The sequence below is a fragment of the Rubellimicrobium arenae genome (genome assembly GCF_017916275.1).
Classification (GTDB): domain Bacteria; phylum Pseudomonadota; class Alphaproteobacteria; order Rhodobacterales; family Rhodobacteraceae; genus Rubellimicrobium; species Rubellimicrobium arenae.
Genome location: NZ_JAFMST010000005.1, coordinates 1 through 20,974, shown reverse-complemented (window position 1 = coordinate 20,974; position 20,974 = coordinate 1). Strand labels below are relative to the sequence as shown.

Below are 20,974 nucleotides of genomic sequence, written 5' to 3'. Positions count from 1 at the left end.
CGGGTTCAGAGGACGGTCCGAATGCCCCCGCGGGGCGCCCCTCCCAGGACGACCGGCAGGAGCGGCCGGGCCGGGACCGGGGCCATCCCCTGCGATGCCGACGGCTGCTCGGCCCAGCTGAGCAATGCCCCCGCAGCAAGCCAGGTCAGGGGCGTCAGGGTCGCGTTGGGGATCATGTCGACCAGGTTGATGGCCAGGATCAGCATTCCTCCGGCCGCGAGAGGGGGCACGGACTGCTTTCGTCGGCGCCATGTCAACAGGATGGGCAGGCAGAGGAGCCCCATCTTCGCGATATAGCCGACGATGCCGTTCACCCCTATGAGGATGACCCAGAGACCGTCGGTGACCGAGGTGATCCGACCGCTGTCGGCCTCCCGGATCTGGTTGCGGCCCCATCCTCCCCATCCGAAGAGCGGGCGTTCCATGGCCCGCGCGAGAAGGCTGTCCTCGTTGTCGAACCGGAACTCGAGAGACTGCGCCCGATCGGCACTGACCCGTTCGGCCGTCTGCACCATGTAGTCCGTCGGAATGACGCCGCTGTAGCGAAGGGCCGGGTAGAACAGCAGCAGCACGGCAATGATCGCCGCGAGATTGATCTGCATCCGGGGCGAGAACAACAGGATCACAGGCAGCCCGAGGAGCGCATAGATCAGCGATGCCATCGACTTGCAGAGCACCAGAACGGCCAGCAGCCAGACGACCAGGAACAGGGCGAACACGGCCTTCCTGGAGCCGGACCGGACGATGGTGGCGGCGGCCAGGATGGCTGTGGCGGTCAGGAACGCGACCCAGAGTCCGTGATAAAGGAACACGATGGGCCGGAAGCCGCTCCCGCGCATCATCTGGCCGAAGTCGTGCTGGAAGAAGCCATAGACCCAGGTGTTGATCTGGGGGCTCAGCCGGACCTCGACCAGCATGGGGAAGGAATAGGCGAACGTCGCGATGGCGATGGCCCACAGGAATTCCCGCAGGCCGGCCTCGCCCTTGAGAAGGGCACGCCCGAGGAGGAAGGGCAGCAGCTCTGCCAGAAGCGCTAGCGTGTTCGGGACCACCTCCGGGATCCGCATCCCCGTGACCCAGAACGATCCCCAGAGCAGAGGATCCATGTTCAGGACCAGAGTGACCAGGGAGCTGAGGAAGCAGGCCCCCAGGAGCACGCGGGCCATGGGCCCCCTCGGGAGAAGGTCCTTCACGGGCAGGAACAGGGCAAGACAGATGACGAGCGCGGAAAAGGCCGGGATCGTGTGCTTGTTCAGGCTTGGCAGGGCGGGCAGCTCAAAGCTTGTCGGCAGGGGAGGCAGCAGGAGGTAGCCCCCGATGATGCAGGCGAGCAGCCCATGACGCGGCCCCATGAAGCGGAACATCGCGAACGACGCGACAGGCCAGACGAGCAAGGCCAGATACGCGAACGCGTTCGGAGACATCGATCTTCCTGCGCAGTGTCGGATAGATTGGTTACATATCGGTCTATCAGAGCCTCTTTCTCGAAACTAGGCAATTTGCCTTTGTGCCACTTCGCATGATCCGGTCAGGGCAGAATCATTGGGCAGGAACCTCGTTCGCCAACGGCCATCGCCGCCAATTATGGAAAGGCCCTTGGTTTCAGTCCCGGAGGTTCTGTTGGCGCAGAACGGAGACGACCCTGGATCCCCGGGAATCCCTCGGTCGGGATGCTGCCGGTCGGACGGTCGGTGGATCGTCCAAAGGTGCCGACACGCCCCTGCCGGGCCAACGGCCATGAAGTCCCATGGCATGGAGACCGTTGATCAGGCGAGTGTCGCCGCTGGATTTCTCTCTTCGCCCACTGTGCCCCGCTCTCGGTGCCGGGTCGTTCTCCCCGATGGGAGAAACGTGCTGCGCGGACCATGTCTCCGACATGCAAGACCTCGTGACGCCGCGCCCAAGGCCGCGTTAGGATTCGCGCGGCGAACGGCAAGGCGATCGGCTCTTCATGCCACCACAGACGGTCCGGCGTGTCTGCCAGGTCCCTGGCCGTTCTGGCGAGTGAACAGTCCCGACCCGGAATGTGCCGGGAGTTGCTGGAGTCGTGTATGCGTCGTGTTGCTCCTTATGTCGTGGCTCTCCTCGGTCTGCTGGCGGCCGCCGTCTATCTTTGGGTCGGGGCCGCGCCCGCGGAACAGCCGTTGCCGCAGGAGGCCATCAAGAGCCGACCCGTGGAAACGGTGCAGGCAACGCCTGCCACGTCGAACCGCGCGGTCGCGGAGGGCCCTTCCCTGGGCACCAACCTTTCCAGCCTCAACGACTGGTCGACCGAGTTTCCGTTCATCGACCTGTTCAAGATGTCCCGCCCCTGGTTCACCCAGACGCAGGGCACCTGGGATACGGGCGAGGCCGGATTGCTGGACCTGGACGAGCACGGCTGGGTGCGCCGCCTGACCCGCGACGGATCGCCCGCGCCCTTCGAACGGGTGTCGACAGTCTGGACGACGGCAGGGAACTACCTGCGGAAGGGTTCGTATGTGGTCGACTGGAAAGGCGAAGGCAGCCTGGAGATCGGAGGGGGCGTGCGCGTCCTCGACCAGTCGGACCACCGGATCGTGTTCGCTCTCGAAGGCGATACGTCATGGATTTCGATCACCAGCACCGATCCGAAGCATTCCGGGGACTACATCCGCGATATACGAATCTATTATCAGGACGACGGGCCCCTGCTGGATGACGGGCTGATCTTCAATCCCGCCTTCATAGAGAAGATCGAGAATTTCCGGGTCCTGCGTTTCATGGACTGGATGAACACCAACAACTCCGAACTGCAATCCTGGGCCGATACCACGCCGATCGGGGCGGCCTCGCAGGCGTCCTACGAACATGGCGGGGGGGCTTCGGTCGACATGATGGTGGCGCTGGCCAACCAGGTCGGCGCGGATCCGTGGTTCACGATCCCCCACCAGGCGGATGATGACTACATTCGGCACTTGGCGACCTATGTCCGCGACCACCTCGACCCCGGACTTGTGGCGCGCTTCGAGTATTCCAACGAGGTCTGGAACTGGGGGTTCGCCCAGGCCAGCTGGGTCCAGCAGAAAGCCGTCGAAGCCTGGGGCGAGGAGGCGGAAGGCGGATGGATGCAATGGTATGGAATGAGGGCGGCCGAGATGGCGCGCATCGTCGCCGACGTTTTCGGAGAGGAGGCCGGCACTCGGGCTCTCAATGTCTTCTCCACCCAGTTCGGCTGGTTGGGACTGGAGGCCTATGCTCTCGATGCGCCGGCCTATGTGGCTCAGGGCGGCACACCGCCCCGGGATGCCCCGTTCCACGTCTATGCCGTCGCCCCCTACTTCGGAGGCACCATCGGCTCCGAAGACATGATCGACCAGGTGGCTGACTGGACCTCCGAAGCTGAAGGGGGGATCCAGGAGGCTCTTGACTATGTGGCCGACGGCCCGGCACCGGACAGCATCGTGAACCTGCCATCCAGCATAGCCCATCACGCCGAGGTTGCCCGCAGCCTCGGCTGGCGTCTCGAGGCCTATGAGGGAGGCCAGCATATCGTCGACTTGGCGGGCCTGTTCGGCGGCGAGGAAGACCTGGACCGCACCCACTTCCTCGTGACCCTGGCGAACCGGCCCGAGATGGGCGACCTCTACCGACGCTACCTGGAAACCTGGCGCAACGCGGGCGGCACGCTGATGGCGCAGTTCTCGGATTTCGGGGTGCCGAGCCGATACGGCAGTTGGGGGCTGTGGGAGAGCGCCTTCGCCGGGGACAACCCACGATCGCTCGCGGTCGAGGCATTCCGGGATGGCGTGCAGCCCTGGTGGGACGATGCGCGGCCCCTTGCCGTCTTTGGAGGCCACCCTCCCAGGACGGATGCGGATGTCGGCTCGTCGCCTGCTGCGCCGTCGCCGGTTGCCAACTAGGGCGGTGGCCGAGGCGGGGCTCCGTGGCCGGCCAGGCCCGACCTGACGTCAACTGGAGGCGATCACCCCACGAGGATCACCTGAGGCGCGTGGGATGGACGCGCGCGGAGGTGCTCTGGCTGCACGGCCATCCGTTCCGCTCCGGATCTTGACCGGGTCCCGGCGACCGCCGCGGACGCCAGCTTGGGACAGGTGCGCGGACCGAGGATGAACCGTGTCCATTGCCCGGCTTGGACCACGTCTGGGTCGAGGTGGGATCTCCGTTCCGTACGGTCACGGATGCGGACCTAGCCCCACGCCCGGAGCCCCAGTGTCGCAAGGCCGCCTCCCAGGATTATGGCCAGCGCCGAGAGGCCGGGGAACCGGTACAGGATCGCGGCGGCGGCCCCTGCGATCCCGACGGCGAGCAGCCCTCCGCCCGACAGGCGCAGGATGGCCATCACGCCCGCGATCATCAGCCCCGTCCCGACCGGGGCCAGTCCTTCCCTCAGGACGCGGTGCCATCTTTTCCCCCGATGGCGGTTCGAGGTCCGGAACACGGCATAGAAGAGCGCCGAGGATGGAAGGAAGAGAGCCAGCGTCGCCACGACCGCACCGGTCCATCCCGCCAGCTTGTACTCGATCAGAGTCGCCACCATCGTGCCCGGCCCAGGCGCGGCGCGCGTCACCGCGAACATGTGCAGGAACTCCTGACTGGAGATCCATCCCTGCTGCCGCACGACCTCGGTTTCGAGCCCGGCGATGATCGATGCGCCGCCCCCGATGGAGAGAAGCGACAATGGCACAAGGATCCAACTCAAGCTCCAGAACCCGTCATCCTCCATCTACGGCGATCCTTGCATTTGCGAAGGCGATGCTGACAGGCGCGGCCACGAGGACGACCGGGAGCATCGACCAGCCAAGCACGCCAACGCTTCCGGCGATGACGATGATGGTGGCAAGGCCCATGGGACTGTGCCGCACCCGGGCGATGCCCTGGCCGCAGACCACGACGAGCATCCCGATGGCGGCGAAGGCCACGCCTTCCATGAAAGCCTCAAGGCCTCGCGTATCGGCGACCAGGCGCGTCAATCCATCCAGGGCCAGGACGGCGAAGAATGGGGTGGTCAGGAACCCGATCAGGCAGGCGACGGCGCCGCCGGGTCCCCGGAGCAGCTCACCCAGGCCGATGACCAGATTGACGACGTTCACGCCCGGAAACATCTGAGCCATCGCAAGGTTCGCTGCGAACTCCTCGTCGGTGATCCAGCCGTGCCGCTGGACGAACTCGCGGTGGACCCAGCCGGACAAGCCACCACCGAAACTCAGGGAGCCGATCTTGAAGCAGGCGACAAACAGCCCCGGCACGGTGGTAGCCTGATCCGGCATGTCAGGCGGCGTGCGGCAGACCACCGGCGGCCGCAGCCAGCAAGCGCCGGGTGTATTCGTGACGGGGACGGTCGTAGACCTCCTCGACAGTGCCCTGCTCGACCACTTGACCCCGATACATGACAAGGACTCGCGTCGCGAAGTCACGCACCAGGCCGAGATCATGCGCCACGAAGACGTAGGACAGTCCCAGTTCGGACCGAAGCTCCTTGAGCAGAGCGATCACCTGGGCCTGGATCGAGACGTCCAGCGCGGAGACCGCCTCATCGCAGACGATCACCTCGGGACGCAGCGCGAGAGCCCGGGCGATCGCGATCCGTTGCCTTTGGCCCGCCGAGAACTCGTGCGGATAGCGGTCGGCATGGTCAGGCCGGAGGCCCACCTGCGCCAGGAGCTGCGACACGCGCGGGCGCCATTGCTCCGGATCGAGGACGTCGCGGTGGATGGCCCAGGGCTCGGAGACGATCTGCTGGACGGTCATGCGCGGATTGAGCGAGGCCGTGGGATCCTGAAAGACGAACTGCATTCGGCGCCGCACCTTGAAGGTTTCGGCCGGCGACATCGACAGAAGGTCCTTGCCGTCGAAGCGAATGGTTCCAGATGTGGGCCGGTCGAGGCCCAGGAGCATCCGCACCAGCGTGGACTTGCCGGATCCGGACTCGCCCACGATGCCCAGCGTCTCGCCCGAAGCCATGCTGAATCTCACGTCGTCCACCGCGATCACGGGACGGGTGGCCCCGGTGGCAAAACGGCTGGGCAGAGGGCCATAGACTCGGGTCACATGATCCACCTCGAGGAGCGGCGGCCCTGATTTGGCCGCAGGCGGGACCGGGAAGCCGTGCCGCCCTGGAACCGCGTCCAGCAGCTGGCGCGTGTGGGCGTGCTGCGGGTCCGTCAAGACCTCGGGGGCGCGCCCCTGCTCGACCACACGGCCGGCCTGCATCACGACGACCCTGTCAGCGATCCGCTCCACCACCGCGAGATCGTGGGTGATCAGGACCATGCCCATTCCACTTTCGGCCTGGATCGACTTGAGGAGATCGAGCACCTGGGCCTGCACCGTGACGTCGAGAGCACTTGTCGGTTCGTCCGCGATCAGGAGGTCGGGCTCGAGCGCGATGGCTGAGGCGATCATGATGCGCTGCCGCTGTCCGCCTGAAAACTGGTGGGGGTAGTCCCGGGCACGACGCTCGGGATCGTCGATCCGGACCCTGGCCAGGAGCTCCACCGCCCGGCGGTGTGCCGTGCGGCGATCCACGCCATGCGCCCGGAGGGTTTCCGCGATCTGCCCGCCGACGGGGTAGACCGGGTTGAGAGCGGCGAGCGGGTCCTGGAAGATCATGGAAATCGACTTGCCGTTGACGGCCTTCCGCGTCCGGCGGGACGCCTTCAGAAGATCGATGCCGTTGAACAGGATCTCGCCCCGGCTGATCCGGGCGGGAGGGGAGTCGATCAGGTTCATCACCGCCGAAGCGGAGACGGACTTGCCGGATCCGCTCTCGCCGAGGATGGCGAGGGTCTCTCCGGCACGCACGGACCAGGTCACATCCTCGACCGCCCGGACGAGCCCGGTCGGGGTCGGGAACTGGATCGACAGGTTCCGCACCGAAAGCAGGGGCACGTCGGGCATCACACCGCTCCTTTGGAGACAAGGCGCCACCGCTCGACCGGATCGGTCAGGATGCGCAGCCAGTTGGACAGCAGGTTGAGGGAGATCGTGACCAGCATGATCGCGAGCCCGGGCCAGAAGGCGAGCCACCAGGCCGAGCCCAGATAGTTGCGACCATCCGCAACCATCAGGCCCCAGGTGACCTCGGGTGACTGGATGCCGATGCCGAGGAAGCTCAGTCCCGCCTCCACCAGCATGACGAATGCGACTTCGAGCGTGGCCAGGTTGATCGCGGTGGGCAGGACCATGGGGGCGATATGGCGCAGGAGGACCCGGTCCGTGTGAGCGCCCATGGCGCGGGCGGCGGTCACGAAGAGCCGTTCCTTGATCTCCAGCACCTCCGCCCGGATCGTTCGCAGGAAGACGGGGATCCGCGACACGGCAAGGACGAGGATCACGTTGGTGATGCCCGGGTCGAGGGCAAAGAGAACGATCACGGCCAGCAGCATCGACGGGAAGCTCATGATCGAATCCGCGAGCCGGAGCAGGACGGCGCTGACCCATCCACCCTTGTAGCCGGCGATAAGTCCAAGAGCCCCCCCGATCAGGAGAGCGCAGGCCACGGCGCTGAATGCGATCACCATGGTGTTCTGGCTCGCGACGATGATCCGGGCGAGAAGGCTGCGGCCGAGCGCGTCGGCCCCGAGCACGAACAGCCATCCCCCCCCGCCCGAGAAGGGCGCAGCGTTCCGGGCCTGGAGGTTCATGGCCCGCGCCTCGTCGGCCAGGAGCGTCGGACCGAGGACCGCGCAGCCGAGGACCACGAGCAGGATCACGGCGGAAAGGGCGGCCAGCTTGTCGCGCCAGAGCGCCGCAAGCGAGTTGGACATGGTCGAGGGGGAGCGGACGGACAGGGGCTGCGCAGTCATCTCAGCCGTGCCGGATGCGGGGATCGACGAGGGCATAGAGCAGGTCCACGATGATGTTGATGAGGAACACGGCCAGCGCGGTCACAAGCACGGCCGCCTGGATCACGGCGAAATCCCGCAGGAGCACCGAGTCGATCAGCAGCTTGCCGATCCCGGGGAAGCCGAACACCGTCTCGACGATCACGGCCCCATTGACGATGCTGGCCGCCTGGTCCGATGCCACGGTGATGACGGGAAGAAGGGTGTTCCGCAGGGCATGGACGAATACGATGGCCGTCCCGCTGACGCCCTTGGCGCGAGCCGCCTTCACATAGGTGGATGACAAGCGGTGATCATCGAACTGCGGACCACCTGCACCAGCACGCCTGTCGGTCGGAGCGTCAGGACCGCGACAGGCAGTATCCAGTGCCAGGGCGTGCCCGTGCCGGATGTCGGCAGCCACCGGAGATGCACGGCGAAGACCAGGACCCCGACGATCGCAACCCAGAAGTTGGGCGTGCTCGCGCCGATCAGCGAGATGAGGCCGGCAATCCGGTCGAACAGTCCGCCAGGCCGGATCGCCGCGAGCGACCCGACGACGATGGCAGTCGCGATCACCAGCGGCATCGCGAGGGCGGCCAGCATCAGGGTGGTGGGAAAGGCGTCAAGGACGACCTCGACGGCGGGACGCCCGAACTGGAGGGATTCGCCCAGATCCAGCACCAGAACTCCCTCCAGGAAGCGGCCGAACTGCAGGATCAGCGGGTCATCGAAGCCATAGAGTTCGTTGAACTGGTCGCGTACCTCGAGGGTTGCGTCCTGGGGCAGGAACAGATCGGCCGGGGATCACTACATTAATTTCCGGAACGATTATGACAGCGGCCTCTTCGGCGAGGTGGCTGGCATATGCCAGGAGATCGCCGATTTCACCATCCGTGAATGATCTGGACGCGTGCCATCCCACGATGACCAGACCGCAACCGCCTTCTTCCAGGTCTTGGAATGGACGGACGACCTACGCCTGAATCGTGTCGACGAAGAACCAAACCCGCCGTTCGGTAGCTGCCGCACCGCCGATCAACGTGGTTTGCTTCTTCCTGTCCCGAAGAGATCAGGGTCTCGGCCCGACCCGCCGACCCGTACCAAGGCGCCCCCGATAATCGGCTGCGGTCACTTGGCCGGATCATCTCCCATTTGGATCGGGGCAGGCTCGGCATCACCATCAGGCGTGCTGCTGCACGGAGAGTCCGCCATCAATGGTCAGGCAGGTTGCCGTCATGAATGGACATTCGTCGGAAATCATGAAGACCGCCGCACGCGCGATCTCCTCCGGAGTCGCAATTCGGCCCTGCGGGTGCAACTCCAAGGTCGCGGCCCGCGCCGCCTCGGGATCCGGCGCCGTGGCCCACCAGTCGAGAACCTTTTGCGTGGCCACATAGCCCGGCGCGATGGCGTTCACTCGGATGCCTCGGTCGGCATATTCGAGTCCGAGCGACCGCGTCAGGCCCAGAAGGGCGTGCTTCACCACCGGGTAAGGGAAGGTCCCCGGTATGATCGTGAAGGCATGGGTCGAGGCGATGTTGAGTATCACGCCGTGCCGTTGCTCGATCATGGCCGGCAGAACGGCGCGGGCGCAGGCCCACGCGCCCTCCAGATTGATCGCGAACGCTCGCCGCCACTCCTCCTGCGAGGTGGCCAGTGGATCATGGAAGACGTTCACGCCCGCGTTGTTCACCAGTCCATCGAAGCGTCCCCCGGCCGTCTCGAAGGTCTGAGCAACGGCGGCCGGGTCCGCGATGTCGCATACGGCAGCGTCGATCCGGCGTGCGGGCCAGGCCTCGCGCAGCGCCTGGACCGTGGCCTCCAGGGCCGCCGGATCGATGTCGATCAGCAGAAGGTCCGCCCCCTCCCCGGCGAAGTCCAGGGCGATGGCCCGGCCGATCCCCTGGGCTGCACCCGTGACGGCGATCCGTCGTCCATTCAGTCGTCCGGTCACCTACCACTCCGCCACGCTGCCGTCGGCGTGCCGCCAGACGGGGTTTCGCCAACGATGGCCAATCATCGCGGCACGGGTCACGGCCTCTTCGTCCACCTCGATCCCGAGTCCCGGACCGGTCAGCATCGCCACCATGCCATCCTCGTAGGTGAACACCCCAGGGTCGACGAGATAGTCCAGCAGGTCGTTGCCACGGTTGTAATGGATGCCAAGGGACTGCTCCTGGATGAAGGCATTATGGCTGACCGCATCGACCTGCAGGCAGGCGGCCAGCGCGATCGGCCCGAGCGGGCAGTGAGGCGCGAGGGCGACGTCATAAGCCTCGGCCATCGCGGCGATCTTGCGAACCTCGGTGATGCCGCCGGCATGGGACAGATCGGGCTGGATGATATCGACGACCCGGCTTTCGAGCACGTGCTTGAAATCCCATCGGGAATAAAGGCGTTCGCCCAACGCGATGGGCGTGGCGCTGGTCTTGGCCACCTCGGCTATGGCTTCGAGGTTCTCGGACAGCACCGGTTCTTCGATGAACATCAGCCGCAGGGGCTCCAGTTCGCGGATGAGAACCTTGGCCATGGGGCGCTGGACCCGCCCATGGAAATCGGCGGCAAGCCCGACATGGGGGCCGACGGCGTCGCGCACCAGTCCGATGGTCTCGACGATGTGGTCCACCTTGGCGTGGCTGTCGACGATCTGCATCTCCTCGGCACCGTTCATCTTCAGCGCCGTGAAGCCGCGGGCCACCGCGTCGCGCGCATTGGCCGCCACCTCGGCGGGACGGTCGCCCCCGATCCAGGAATAGACCTGGATGCGCTTGCGGCAGAGCCCACCAAGGAGTTGGTGGATGGGCTGACCATAGGCCCGGCCCTTGATGTCCCAAAGAGCCTGATCCACCCCGGCGATCGCGCTCATCAGGATGGGACCGCCGCGGTAGAAGCCGCCGCGGTACATCACGTTCCAAAGGTCCTCGATCTGGAGAGGATCGGCACCGATGAGGTAGTCCGACAACTCCTCGACGGCCGTCTGCACGGTCAGCGCGCGCCCTTCGACGACCGGCTCCCCCCAGCCTGAAATGCCCTCGTCGGTCTCGATCTTCAGGAACAGCCAGCGCGGGGGCACGATGAAGGTCTTGAGCGCGGTGATCTTCACGTCTGTCTCCCAAGGATCAGGGAAGCCGCCTTGTCGCCCACGGCGAGAGCGGCGGCGTTGGTGTTGCCCGAAACGATGTTGGGCATCATCGAGGCGTCGATGACGCGCAGGCCTTCCGTCCCACGGACGCGCAGCTCGGGGTCGAGGACCGCCATCCGGTCGCCTTCCGCGCCCATCCGGCAGGTGCCGACGGGGTGGTAGCCGGTCTTGACCGTGCGCCGGCAGTGCTCGCCGATTCCCTCGTCTGACCGGACCTCGGCCCCTGGAAAGATCTCGCGGTCGACCAAGTCCTTCATGGGCGACTGGGCAAGGACGGACCGGGCAAAACGGAAGCCGGCCACCGTTTCCTCGAGATCCTGAGGATCCTCGAATATCCGGGGATCGACGACCGGCAGGTCGTTCGGATCGGCCGAGCGCAGGCGGACCCGTCCCCGCGACCTGGGCCGCAGGAGCAAGGAGTTGATCGTCACGCCGTGGCCGGGATCGGTGCCGGTCACATCCCGATCGAGATAGACCGTCGGGACGCAGAACATCTGGATCGTCGGCCGGCGCCCCTGCCCCGTCGGATCAAGGAACGCGCAGCTCTCCACGCCCGTCGTCGTGACCGGCCCGCTGCGGAACAGCAGGAACTGGAGCCCTGACAAGATCATTTTCAGCCCACGGTCCTGCCCGTAGTAGCCGAACGCTCCCTTGGTTGTCGCGACGACGGGGCACTCGTAATGGTCCTGAAGGTTCTCCCCCACGCCGGGAAGGCTCACCCGCAAGGGGACGTCATGCCGCGCGAGCTCCTCTTCCGGACCCACGCCCGAGAGCATCAGCAGCTTGGGCGTCTGGTAAGCGCCGGCGGCCAGGAGCACCTCGCCCGCGCGCGCCTCCTGCCGCTGGCCGCCCTCGATCCAGCTCACGCCCGTAGCGCGGGAGCCCTCGAAGAGAACGCGTTCCACCGTCGCCCCGGTGCGCAGGCTAAGGTTGGGCGCCCCCCGCACCGGATTGAGGAAGGCATCGACCGGCGAGCAGCGCCGTCGGCGTTCCCAGTCCATCGTATGCTGCATCAGGCCCACGCCGCGCGGGTCGCCGGTGTTGAAATCGGACGTGTAAGGAACGCCCATGCCCTGCATGGTCTTGAGCCAGGCCCGCGTCATCGGGGCCGTATGGCCCAGATGGGACACCTTGAGCGGCCCTCCCACGCCGTGATCGGGACCGCCCAGATGGTCGTTGTCCTCCTGCTGACGATAGTAGGTCAGCAGGTCGTCCCAGTCCCATTCTCCGGTCCCATTCCCGCCGATGGCCCGGTTCCAGTCGGCATAGTCGTCCCGCTGGCCACGCATGTAGACCATGGCATTGACCGTGCCGCCGCCGCCCAGAACACGGCCCTGCGGCACGATGGGCGCGCGGCCCCCAAGATGCTCCTGCGGCTCGGTCCGGTGCATCATCAGGTAGGTGTCGCGGCCCAGGAACTTCATGTAGCCCGCCGGGAAGTGCATGATGGGGTTGGCCTTCGCAGGCCCGCGCTCCAGCATCAGGACGCGCGCGCCCGCCGTGACGAGGCGCGCGGCGGCGACACAGGCCGAACTGCCACCGCCGACAAGGATGTAATCGTAGCCCTCAACGACCATCGGGGAGCGCCTCCATGCGAAAGGTGACGCTGCCCGACAGCGTTTCGGACGGACGCAGGACGGAAAGTCCGCCGAGGACGGCCTGATTATGCCCGTCGGCAAGATGGGTCATCGGTTCGAGCGCGAAGAAGTCCCGCCTGTAATCGGGATCGAAGCTGGTATCGGACACGAAAAGGAACATGGTCCGGAAGACGGCGTCGGCCTCGATGACGAGCGAGGCTCGGCGTTCGGGCCAGCTGATCCGGGCCCGGCCCGACCAGCCTTCGAAGCCGTTGTTGACCCAGTGGTGCGGGAGGGGACGGGGGACCGAGAAGTCCAGCTCCGCCGGAATCGGCCCGGGTGTTCCGGGGAGCCAGCCCTCCTCCTCGCTCCACATGCGCTCCGCGCGGGTTTCCAGCGTCGTGTCCGGGGTCATGGGAAAATAGGGGTGCCAGCCGAGACCGAAGGGCATCGCCCGCTCCCCCCGGTTGACGACGGTGAGAGTCAGGCGGAGTCCATCCTCGGTCAGGGCGAAGGTCTGCTCGGCGTCATAGACGTAGGGGATCGCCGTCCCATCGTGGTGATGGCTCAGCACCAGGTGGTCCGGCTGTTGCGAGATGACGGCCCAGTCCGAGCGCCAGCCTTCGCCATGAAGGTAATGCCGGTCCCAGTCGGTGTTCGGCTCCAATCGATAGGTATGTCCCTCGAAGTCGAATGTGTTGTCGCGGATGCGGTTGCCGAAGGGCACGAGCGGGTAGCATGCGCTGTCGATCGGCGCTGCGCCTTGCGCCGTCGGGCGCAGGAGCGGAAGTCCTCCGCATTCCAGCGCCATCAGGCAGCCGCCGGCCGTTTCGATCCGGGCCGTGGTCGTGCCTGACAGGAGGGTGATCTGCGACATCAGCCCCTCCGCCCTTGGCTGCGCTTGATTGCATAGATGTTCGCGAGCACGGCCGCGACGATGATGACGCCCCGGACCACCTGCTGCACGAAGGGGTTGATGCCCAGCAGGATCAGCCCGTTTCCGATCAGAGTGATGACCAGCACGCCCAGGAGCGTGCCCACCATCGAGCCCCGCCCGCCCGAGAGAGCCGTTCCGCCGACCACGACGGCGGCGATGACATCGAACTCGAGCCCGGACGCGGCCGTCGCATTGCCCGAGCCCAGCCGCGAAAGCAGCAGGACGCCGGACAGCGCGGCCATCAACCCGCCAAGCACGAAGACCGTGATGCGGATGCGCCTGACATTGATCCCCGACAGGAAGGCCGCCTGCGGATTGCCTCCCACCGCGTAGATGGAACGGCCGAACGCCGTGCGCTTGCTCACGAACCAGAAGACGAGGAACAGCACGAGCATGATCAGCACGGCCGGCGGCAGTCCCAGGACCGAGCGGTCGAGGGCATCGACAACGTCGTTGCGCCCGATCGAAACCGGCAAGGCATCGGTGAAGAACAGGGACGCACCACGCAGGACCGACCACAGTCCCAGCGTCGCGACGAAGGAAGGCACGTCGAAATGGGCCCTGAGCACGCCGGCCAGTCCGCCAAGGGCTCCCCCCACCACGAGAGCGAGGGCCATCGAGGGGACCGTCGGCCACCCCCATTGCAGCATGTAGGCCAGCACCACCGAGATGAACGCGACCATCGGGCCGGTCGACACGTCGATCTCGCCCGAGATGATGATCAGCGTCATGGCCCAGGCCGCGATCCCGATCGTGGCAGCGTCCCGGAGGATGTTGACCTGGTTATAGAGACCCAGGAAGCCGTTCGCGGTCGAGGCGAAGACCAGGTAAAGCACCACGATCCCGGCCAGGAGGCTGAGCTCGTTCATGTGCTGCCCCAAGGCGATCCGCCGCGTCGGGCGGAGTTGGGTCGGTGTGGCAGTCATCGCCAATCTCCTTGAAGTCTCAGGCAGCCAGGCAGGCTGCGAGAAGCCCGTCCGGGTCGATGCCGGGGGCCGTCAGTTCCTCGACCAGCCTGCCGCCCCGAAGCACGAGCACCCGGTCGCAGACCAGGGGCAGCTCCTCGATCTCGGACGAGACGAAGATGACGGCCCGTCCCTCGGCCGCGAGTTCCCGGATGATGTCGTAGATCTGGGCCTTGGCCTCGACATCGACGCCGCGGGTCGGCTCGTCGAGGAGCAGCACGTCGCTGCCGGCGTGCACCCATCGACCGATGACGACCTTCTGCTGGTTCCCGCCCGACAGCGTCCCGATGGGCGTGTCGGTGCGCGCCGTCTTGACGTGAAGGCGGTCCACCACCCGGCGGGTCGCGTCGGCGATGCGACGGGGCGAAAGGATGCCCCAGCGACCGACGGCCCCGAAATCCGTGGCGACGGTATTCTCGTCGACGCCCAGCATCGGGACTATCCCGGCGTCCTTGCGGCTTTCGGGCGTGAAGCCGAACCCGCGCCGCACCATGGCCCGGTAGGAACTGCCGCTCAGGTTCCGCCCGTCGTGCCGAATGGTGCCGGCGTCGCGGGGCCGGTGCCCCATGATCGTTTCGAGCAGCTCCGTCCGACCCGACCCCAGAAGGCCAGCGATGCCGAGCACCTCGCCCCTGTGAAGCGTGAAGCTCACATCACTTAGCTTGGGCGCGAGGGCGATATTCCGGACCTCGAGCACTGGCGTCCCTCGGGGCGGCGGCATGATCGCGGCCCGCTCGGCAGCCTCGGTCCCGAGCATCAGCCGAACGATCTCGCGCGTGTCGGCCCCCTCGATGGGGACGGTCTCGACGATGCGGCCATCCCGCATGACGGTGACGGAATCGGCGATCTGCCGAATCTCGGCCATCCGGTGGCTGACATAGATCACCGCGATGCCTTCGGCGGCGATGCGCTGGACGGCGGACAGCACCAGCTTGGCTTCCGCATCGGCCAACGAGGAGGTGGGCTCGTCGAGGATGACGACCTTCGGGTGGCCAATCAGCACGCGGGCGATCTCCACAAGCTGGCGCTCGGCCGGAGAAAGGCTGGCCACCGTGCGATTGGGCGCCAGGTTCACGCCTAGGCGTGACAGCGCCACCTCTGCCGCAGCAGTCATCTCGCTTTGCTGGATCACGCCCGAACGTCGCGGCCATCGGCCCAGGAACAGGTTCTCGGCGACGGACATCTCCATCACCAGGCTCAGTTCCTGATAAACGACGCGAACGCCACGCTCGTAGGCTTCGGCCGCGCGACGGGAGGGTCCCTCGACCAATGGCGCGCCCCCGATCGTGACCGTGCCGCTGTCGGGCAGCTCGGCCCCGGTGAGGAGCCGGATCATCGTGGATTTCCCGGCCCCGTTCTTGCCCAGCAGCGCGCGGACCTCGCCGGCGCGGAGCTCGAACTCCGCGTTCTGTAGCGCAAGAACGCCGGGATACTGCTTGGAGCAGTTCGCCAGCGCCACGACCGGAGCAGTTCCGGAGTCCGTGCTCATGAGGTACCTCGGTTTGGTCGGGCGGCGCGGGACATGACCCGCGCCGGACGTTCATCGGGGCTCGTCGTGTCGGGCCACGATCAGGGGATCCCGTCCGGATGCGCCTCGAGCCAAGCGGCACCGTCTTCCGCCGTCGCGTAAAGGTCGACGTCATAGGGGACGAGGATCTCGTCCGGCGCATTTCCTTCGACTGCCAGGACGGCCTGCTGGAAGGCCAGACGGCCCATGCCCTGGCCCGAGATGTCCACCACGGCCTTGATCACGTCGTACTGTTCCAGCTCCTGCGCGATCTCGGTGGTCATGTCGCCCCCGAAGACGACCACGTCCCCGACCCGTCCCTGTGCGCGGATGGCTCGGGCCGCGCCCAGCGTCGCACCGCCGGCCTCGCCGAAGATGGCGTCGAGTTCCGGATTGCCCGTCAGGATCGTGCTCGCCACCGAGATGGCGTTGTCGAGGATCGCCCCTTCCTGGTTCGCGACGATCTCGTAGGTCAGGCCGGCTTCGGTCAGTGCGGCCTCGAACCCCTCACGACGGGTCACGCAGACCTCGACGAACTCGCAGTTGAGAACGGCGATCTTGGGCGCAGTCACGCCTTCCGCCTTGAAGTGCTCGGCCGCCGCCATCCCCAGCTTGTGACCGAACTCGTAGGGGTCGCCGACGGCGTAGGCCGAGACGAACTCCTGCATGTCGGCGTCATTGAGGCAGGTGTTGTAGCAGATGACGGGGATCCCGGCATCATGAGCGCGGCGGATGGAGCGGTAGGATCCATCGGCCGACACGGGCGAGGTGATGATAGCGTCAACGCCGGCCGCGATGAGCGAGTCGATGAACGAGCTTTCCTTGGCCACGTCGCCTTGGGCGTTGGTCTCGATGATCTCGAGGTTCTGTCCAGCTTCGGAGGCGGCATCCTGAATGCCTTTGCGGACACCGGCGTAGTAGCCCTGAGCGTCCATGTAGATGGCGCCGATGCTGATGTCCTGCGCCGCGACCGACCCGGCACCGGCCAATAGGATGGCGGATGCGACCGTCGCGCCCGTGATGGATTTCATGATGCTCCTCCTCCGCTGCGGCCCCTGGGGCCTTGTTCAGACCAGCACGTTTCTACGATTAAATACTATCTATTGTCAACCTTGATCATATATATGACACAGTCCTCGCTTGTCTTACGGCCGCTGAACCGCGAAAGAGGATGAATACAACCGGAACGAAAGCTCATGTCCTCCAGGACCAAGGCCCCATCCCAGCTGTTCACCAAGACGGCCAGCACGAGCCGTCCGGCCATGACCGCAGCTCTCACGGATCTGGTGGAGCAGGTCGTGTCGGGCGCGTGGCGCGAGGGCGATCTTCTCCCCCCCGAGGACGTCCTGCTCGAGCGCCTGGGCGTCAGCCGCACCACCCTCCGCGAGAGCCTGCAGCACATGGTCGCGCAAGGACTGATCCGGTCACGCCCGCGGGCGGGAACGGTGATCCAGCCCAGATCTCGTTGGAACCTCCTCGATCCGGTCGTGCTGTCGGCCGCCCTCCAGCACGTGCAGGACCCGAACTTCTACAACAACCTCATCGACGCGCGGGGCCTCATAGAACCTGAAGCCGCGGCCCTGGCGGCGAACCATGCCTCGCCCCGCGCGCTTGCCCGCATCCACGAGGCCTTCGCCGACATGGTGGAGACTGAGGGGCGGGACACGGAGAGCTGGAGCGCTGCGGACCTGGCCTTTCACACGTCCATCATCGAAGCTTCAGAGAATTGGGTCTACGGCCAGTTCGTCAACGCCATTCGCGCCGCGCTCCGTGCCAGCTTTGAAATGACGAACCGCGCGAGCCAGTCCCATGCGGATGCCATCGAGCATCACCGCAAGGTCTACGAGGCAATCCGCCAGCGGGACTCCGAGACGGCGCGCCGTGCCATGCGCGACTTGATCGACCTTGCTCGTCGCGACATGAAGCGGGTCCTTCCGCCCGTCTAGGAGCGGCGGCAAACCCGCCATCGTGCCCTGCCTGTGTTTCGGCGTGCAATCCTGATCCCTGATGCGGGGTGATCGGCGCCCAACTTTGACCCCCCTGCGGTTCCGGCGGACCGTCCGTTGCGCGGCAGCGGACGGAGGGGGAGTTGAAGCAGGTGGACACGATCGCGCGGGTCCGACGGGCCTTCCGTGTCCAGGGCGGGTTGGCGAAGAGGATCGTGCGGGAGCTGCACGTGTCGCGGATCGAAGCCATCGCGTCATGACTGAGGGGTGCGCAAGATCCTGCGGTCCGATGAGACGGACTTCCGCTACGACCGCGAGCACCAGCCGATGCCGCGGATCGGGCCGTGGCAGGAGCAGCTGGAGGGATATCTGGCCTCCAACGCGGGCAAGCCCTCGCGGGAGCGGCTGAGGGGGCCCTGGGCTACGAAGGCGGCTACGACGCCGTCCGCCGCTTTGCCCCGACTTGGTCGAAGAGCCGTGGGGCGCTGACGGCCGAAGCCTTCGCGTCGCTCTACTATGCGGCTGGCAAGCCCTACCAGTTCGACTGGAGCCACCAGATCGTTCTGACCAACGGGACCACGGTGGCGTTGAAGGTGGCTCCCATCCGGCGCTGCCACAGCCGGATGATGTTCGTGTGCGCCTACATGCGGGAGAGCCAACAGCCTCGCCATCGGGCTTGGACCGATGGCGCCGCTATGCCTCGATCTTCGACGCCCATGACCGGACTCTCGCAGTTTTTCGTAGCGCCTGCACGCGCAACATCCAGGGCAGCGAGGCGGGGCCGCCACTGGTTCGAAGCCTTGCCGAGCAAAGACGGTGGTGGAGACGATCTTCACTGGCGAGGAGCGGCTCTACAACCGCCGCTTTCTCCAGATGTGCAGCCACTACCTCGCCCAGCCTCTCGCCTGCACGGCAGCTTCCGGCTGGGAGAAGGGCCAGGTGGAGAGACCTGCGTCGGGCTGGCCCGGGAGCGGTTCTTCATCCCGCGCCTGCGGGTCCGGAGCCTCGACGAGCTCAACGCCTGGCTGCTCGACAAGTGCGTGGTCCATGCCAAGGCCTACAGGCATCCCGAAGAGACCGGCAAGATCGTCTGGGAGATGTTCGAAGCGGAGCGGCCGCATCTGGTGCGCTACGCCGGTCCCTTCGACGGCTTCCACAGTGTGCCGGACGCGGTCTCGAAGACCTGCACGGTCCGGTTCGACAGGGAGGAAGACCAGAAACCAATCCGGGGGATCGGTTCCCTGACGACCAAGTACTCGGTCATGGCCACCGCTGTCGGACGCCCTGTCGAGGTCCAGGCCTTTGCCGAGAGGGTCGTCATCCGACAGCACGGGGCCTTCGTCGGCGGGCACTGCCAGGTCTTCAGGCGGGGCAAGACGGTCTACGACCTTGGCACTACGTGCCCGTCTTGGCGCGCAAACCGGGAGCCTTGCGCAACGGCGCGCCGTTCCGGGACTGGGTGCTGCCGCCGGCCATGGCCGCGGTCCGGCGCAAGCTGAAGGGCTCGGACGACGGCGACCGGCAGATGGTCCAAATCCTGAGCTGCGTGGCCACGGATAGCTTGGCATGCGTCGAGGCTGCCTATCGGGAGGCGCTCGATCAGGGAGTCCACTCGGCCCCGGTCGTCATCAACATCCCGGGCCGCGGCGCCGGGACCACGTTCCGCCGCCGCTTCTGCTCACCCCCTCCGCGGCTCGCGCCTGAGCCACGAGCCCGTGGCGGACTGCGCACGCTATGACCGCCTCAGGAGGGCCAGCCTGCATGGACCGCACCCAGATCCTCGACCTGATGAGCAGCCTCAAGCTTTACGGGATGCACAGCGCCTATGACGAGGTCATGGCCATCGGCCTCAAGCACCAGCACGAACCGCTCCGCAAGATCGTGGCCCGCCTGAACGCCGAGGGCATTCCCGGCCCGCACGGGGGTCTCTGGAACGCGTCCACCATCGACGGCAGCTGGCAGAGGCGGAACGGCATCCTCAACAACGAGCCCTACCTAGCCCGTCTGGTCTGGAACCGGCAGCGCTTCCTCAAGAACCCGGAAACCAGCAAACGCGTGTCGCAGGCCAACCCGCGATCATAGTGAGTCGTCTCCGAGGTCGCCGCCCTGCGGATCGTCGACGACGCGACCTAGGCCAAGGTGCAGGACTTGAAGAGCCGCTATGCCGGCTTCGGGTGCGACAAGCGCCAGACCAAGAAGCGGCTCCTGTTGGGCCTGGTCGCCTGTGACTGCTGCGGCGGCACCATGACCACCGCGCACCGCGACCGGTACTACTCAGCGCGCGCAGGAGGAGGCCACCTGCGAGGCCCGGCACGGTACGGTATTGCCGCAGCTGACCTAGGGACGCAGTTCTAGTAGGCCTCTAACGCCTGCTAATCGGCAACGAGGACCTGCTGAAGGCCTTTGCCGACGAGTTCCGCCGCGAGCTCAAACCTCTTCGAGGTAGCTGCCACGTCAACGAGGCCAAGCTCAGGCGTGAGTTGGCCGGAGTCGAACGCGGCATACCCGCGGCCTCGATTTCATCCTGTCCGGCGACACGGTCCCGGCAAGCGTTCTGGCCAAGCTCCAAGAGCGGGAGGCCACCAAGGCACGGATTCTTGCGGGCGGCTTGCCGGGGGAGGCGCTCTCAGGTGAGATCACGGGCGCGCTCCGCTCCCTGGCGGACGGGATCGTGCTGACGCCGCAGCGCCGGCCCGGTCTGGGGCGGGCCACGCGCACCGGCGACCCGGAAGGGATGCTGGCTGCCATCCTGCCACTGGACCCGGGCCCAAGGCCCCGAGCCGGTGATGGTGTCACCGCCGGCGCCCTGCGGGCCAGGAAGCGGCCAGCTTCCCCGCCCTGAGGCGGCGGGACCTGAGCCGGGCGCCCTGCCCGGCCACGCGGCCGGCCTGTGTGCGCCTTGTGCGGGGGGGGTAGTTGCCGGGGCGGGCGGCCGGTGGGCTCTGGCTGGCCCTGGAAGGCCAAAGAGCCCCCCTGTGCAGGGAGGCTCTTTGGGGGGTCGTTCTTGGTTGCGGGGGCAGGATTTGAACCTGCGGCCTTCAGGTTATGAGCCTGACGAGCTACCGGGCTGCTCCACCCCGCGGCGAGGGTTG

15 protein-coding genes, 1 tRNA gene and 2 pseudogenes are annotated in these 20,974 nt (G+C 66.4%); 4 read left to right on the top strand and 14 right to left on the bottom strand.

The window, feature by feature from the left end:
* Nucleotides 1–5: 5 nt before the first annotated feature.
* Nucleotides 6–1,424: a hypothetical protein gene (locus J3P31_RS09040; RefSeq protein ID WP_210528113.1), complete on the bottom strand. Its 1,419-nt coding sequence runs from the start codon at nt 1,422–1,424 to the stop codon at nt 6–8.
* 627 nt (nt 1,425–2,051) lie between these two features.
* Between J3P31_RS09040 and J3P31_RS09035 the strand changes: the two genes are divergently transcribed.
* Nucleotides 2,052–3,881 (top strand): hypothetical protein, encoded by a 1,830-nt coding sequence (locus J3P31_RS09035; protein ID WP_210528112.1) that lies wholly within the window; start codon nt 2,052–2,054, stop codon nt 3,879–3,881.
* A gap of 287 nt (nt 3,882–4,168) precedes the next feature.
* Here J3P31_RS09035 and J3P31_RS09030 read toward each other — a convergent pair whose 3' ends face one another.
* The 12 genes and pseudogenes from J3P31_RS09030 to J3P31_RS08970 form a co-directional block, all read right to left on the bottom strand.
* Nucleotides 4,169–4,705 carry a chromate transporter gene (locus J3P31_RS09030; protein WP_210528111.1) on the bottom strand — a complete coding sequence of 179 codons (537 nt, stop codon included), beginning with the start codon at nt 4,703–4,705 and terminating at the stop codon, nt 4,169–4,171.
* A complete protein-coding gene (locus J3P31_RS09025) occupies nt 4,695–5,249 on the bottom strand; it encodes a chromate transporter (protein WP_210528110.1) in 555 nt (184 codons plus the stop codon). Before J3P31_RS09025 ends, J3P31_RS09030 begins: the two co-directional genes overlap by 11 nt.
* A gap of 1 nt (nt 5,250) precedes the next feature.
* On the bottom strand, nt 5,251–6,879 hold the full coding sequence (locus J3P31_RS09020) for an ABC transporter ATP-binding protein (protein ID WP_210528109.1): 1,629 nt from the start codon (nt 6,877–6,879) through the stop codon (nt 5,251–5,253).
* The gene (locus tag J3P31_RS09015) at nt 6,879–7,787 is read right to left on the bottom strand and encodes an ABC transporter permease (protein ID WP_210528108.1); all 909 of its coding nucleotides are present in this window, start codon (nt 7,785–7,787) and stop codon (nt 6,879–6,881) included. Before J3P31_RS09015 ends, J3P31_RS09020 begins: the two co-directional genes overlap by 1 nt.
* Nucleotide 7,788: 1 nt before the next feature.
* Nucleotides 7,789–8,393: pseudogene (locus J3P31_RS21835) on the bottom strand (ABC transporter permease).
* 595 nt (nt 8,394–8,988) lie between these two features.
* A complete protein-coding gene (locus J3P31_RS09000; protein ID WP_210528105.1) occupies nt 8,989–9,762 on the bottom strand; it encodes an SDR family oxidoreductase in 774 nt (257 codons plus the stop codon).
* Nucleotides 9,763–10,911: a galactonate dehydratase gene (dgoD, locus tag J3P31_RS08995; protein ID WP_210528104.1), complete on the bottom strand. Its 1,149-nt coding sequence runs from the start codon at nt 10,909–10,911 to the stop codon at nt 9,763–9,765.
* Entirely contained in the window at nt 10,908–12,527 is a 1,620-nt protein-coding gene (locus tag J3P31_RS08990; protein WP_210528103.1) for a GMC family oxidoreductase, read from the bottom strand. Before J3P31_RS08990 ends, dgoD begins: the two co-directional genes overlap by 4 nt.
* A complete protein-coding gene (locus J3P31_RS08985; RefSeq protein ID WP_210528102.1) occupies nt 12,517–13,404 on the bottom strand; it encodes an aldose 1-epimerase in 888 nt (295 codons plus the stop codon). The genes J3P31_RS08990 and J3P31_RS08985 overlap by 11 nt, the downstream gene beginning before the upstream one ends.
* The gene (locus J3P31_RS08980) at nt 13,404–14,390 is read right to left on the bottom strand and encodes an ABC transporter permease (protein WP_210528101.1); all 987 of its coding nucleotides are present in this window, start codon (nt 14,388–14,390) and stop codon (nt 13,404–13,406) included. The genes J3P31_RS08985 and J3P31_RS08980 overlap by 1 nt, the downstream gene beginning before the upstream one ends.
* A 19-nt stretch (nt 14,391–14,409) precedes the next feature.
* A complete protein-coding gene (locus tag J3P31_RS08975) occupies nt 14,410–15,918 on the bottom strand; it encodes a sugar ABC transporter ATP-binding protein (RefSeq protein ID WP_210528100.1) in 1,509 nt (502 codons plus the stop codon).
* Between the two features lie 80 nt (nt 15,919–15,998).
* Entirely contained in the window at nt 15,999–16,967 is a 969-nt protein-coding gene (locus J3P31_RS08970) for a substrate-binding domain-containing protein (protein WP_210528099.1), read from the bottom strand.
* Between the two features lie 165 nt (nt 16,968–17,132).
* Here J3P31_RS08970 and J3P31_RS08965 point away from each other — a divergent pair, with 165 nt between their 5' ends.
* From J3P31_RS08965 to J3P31_RS08955, 3 genes and pseudogenes are all read left to right on the top strand, one after another.
* Nucleotides 17,133–17,882, top strand: a complete 750-nt coding sequence (locus J3P31_RS08965; RefSeq protein WP_210528098.1) for a FadR/GntR family transcriptional regulator — start codon at nt 17,133–17,135, stop codon at nt 17,880–17,882.
* Between the two features lie 143 nt (nt 17,883–18,025).
* Nucleotides 18,026–19,636, top strand: a pseudogene (locus tag J3P31_RS08960) (IS21/IS408/IS1162 family transposase); the annotation flags it as partial.
* A gap of 7 nt (nt 19,637–19,643) precedes the next feature.
* A complete protein-coding gene (locus tag J3P31_RS08955) occupies nt 19,644–19,964 on the top strand; it encodes a recombinase family protein (RefSeq protein ID WP_210528097.1) in 321 nt (106 codons plus the stop codon).
* 923 nt (nt 19,965–20,887) lie between these two features.
* Here the strand turns inward: J3P31_RS08955 and J3P31_RS08950 are convergent.
* Nucleotides 20,888–20,964, bottom strand: a tRNA-Met gene (locus J3P31_RS08950).
* Nucleotides 20,965–20,974: the final 10 nt, after the last annotated feature.

Coding starts and splice junctions, on each gene's coding strand:
- J3P31_RS08975 (WP_210528100.1), bottom strand. CDS start 15,918: ATGAGCACGGACTCCGGAACTGCTCCGGTCGTGGCGCTGGCGAACTGC.
- J3P31_RS09015 (WP_210528108.1), bottom strand. CDS start 7,787: ATGACTGCGCAGCCCCTGTCCGTCCGCTCCCCCTCGACCATGTCCAAC.
- J3P31_RS08955 (WP_210528097.1), top strand. CDS start 19,644: ATGGACCGCACCCAGATCCTCGACCTGATGAGCAGCCTCAAGCTTTAC.
- J3P31_RS09020 (WP_210528109.1), bottom strand. CDS start 6,879: ATGCCCGACGTGCCCCTGCTTTCGGTGCGGAACCTGTCGATCCAGTTC.
- J3P31_RS08970 (WP_210528099.1), bottom strand. CDS start 16,967: ATGAAATCCATCACGGGCGCGACGGTCGCATCCGCCATCCTATTGGCC.
- J3P31_RS08990 (WP_210528103.1), bottom strand. CDS start 12,527: ATGGTCGTTGAGGGCTACGATTACATCCTTGTCGGCGGTGGCAGTTCG.
- J3P31_RS09035 (WP_210528112.1), top strand. CDS start 2,052: ATGCGTCGTGTTGCTCCTTATGTCGTGGCTCTCCTCGGTCTGCTGGCG.
- J3P31_RS08985 (WP_210528102.1), bottom strand. CDS start 13,404: ATGTCGCAGATCACCCTCCTGTCAGGCACGACCACGGCCCGGATCGAA.
- J3P31_RS09030 (WP_210528111.1), bottom strand. CDS start 4,705: ATGGAGGATGACGGGTTCTGGAGCTTGAGTTGGATCCTTGTGCCATTG.
- J3P31_RS08980 (WP_210528101.1), bottom strand. CDS start 14,390: ATGACTGCCACACCGACCCAACTCCGCCCGACGCGGCGGATCGCCTTG.
- J3P31_RS08965 (WP_210528098.1), top strand. CDS start 17,133: ATGTCCTCCAGGACCAAGGCCCCATCCCAGCTGTTCACCAAGACGGCC.
- J3P31_RS09040 (WP_210528113.1), bottom strand. CDS start 1,424: ATGTCTCCGAACGCGTTCGCGTATCTGGCCTTGCTCGTCTGGCCTGTC.
- J3P31_RS09025 (WP_210528110.1), bottom strand. CDS start 5,249: ATGCCGGATCAGGCTACCACCGTGCCGGGGCTGTTTGTCGCCTGCTTC.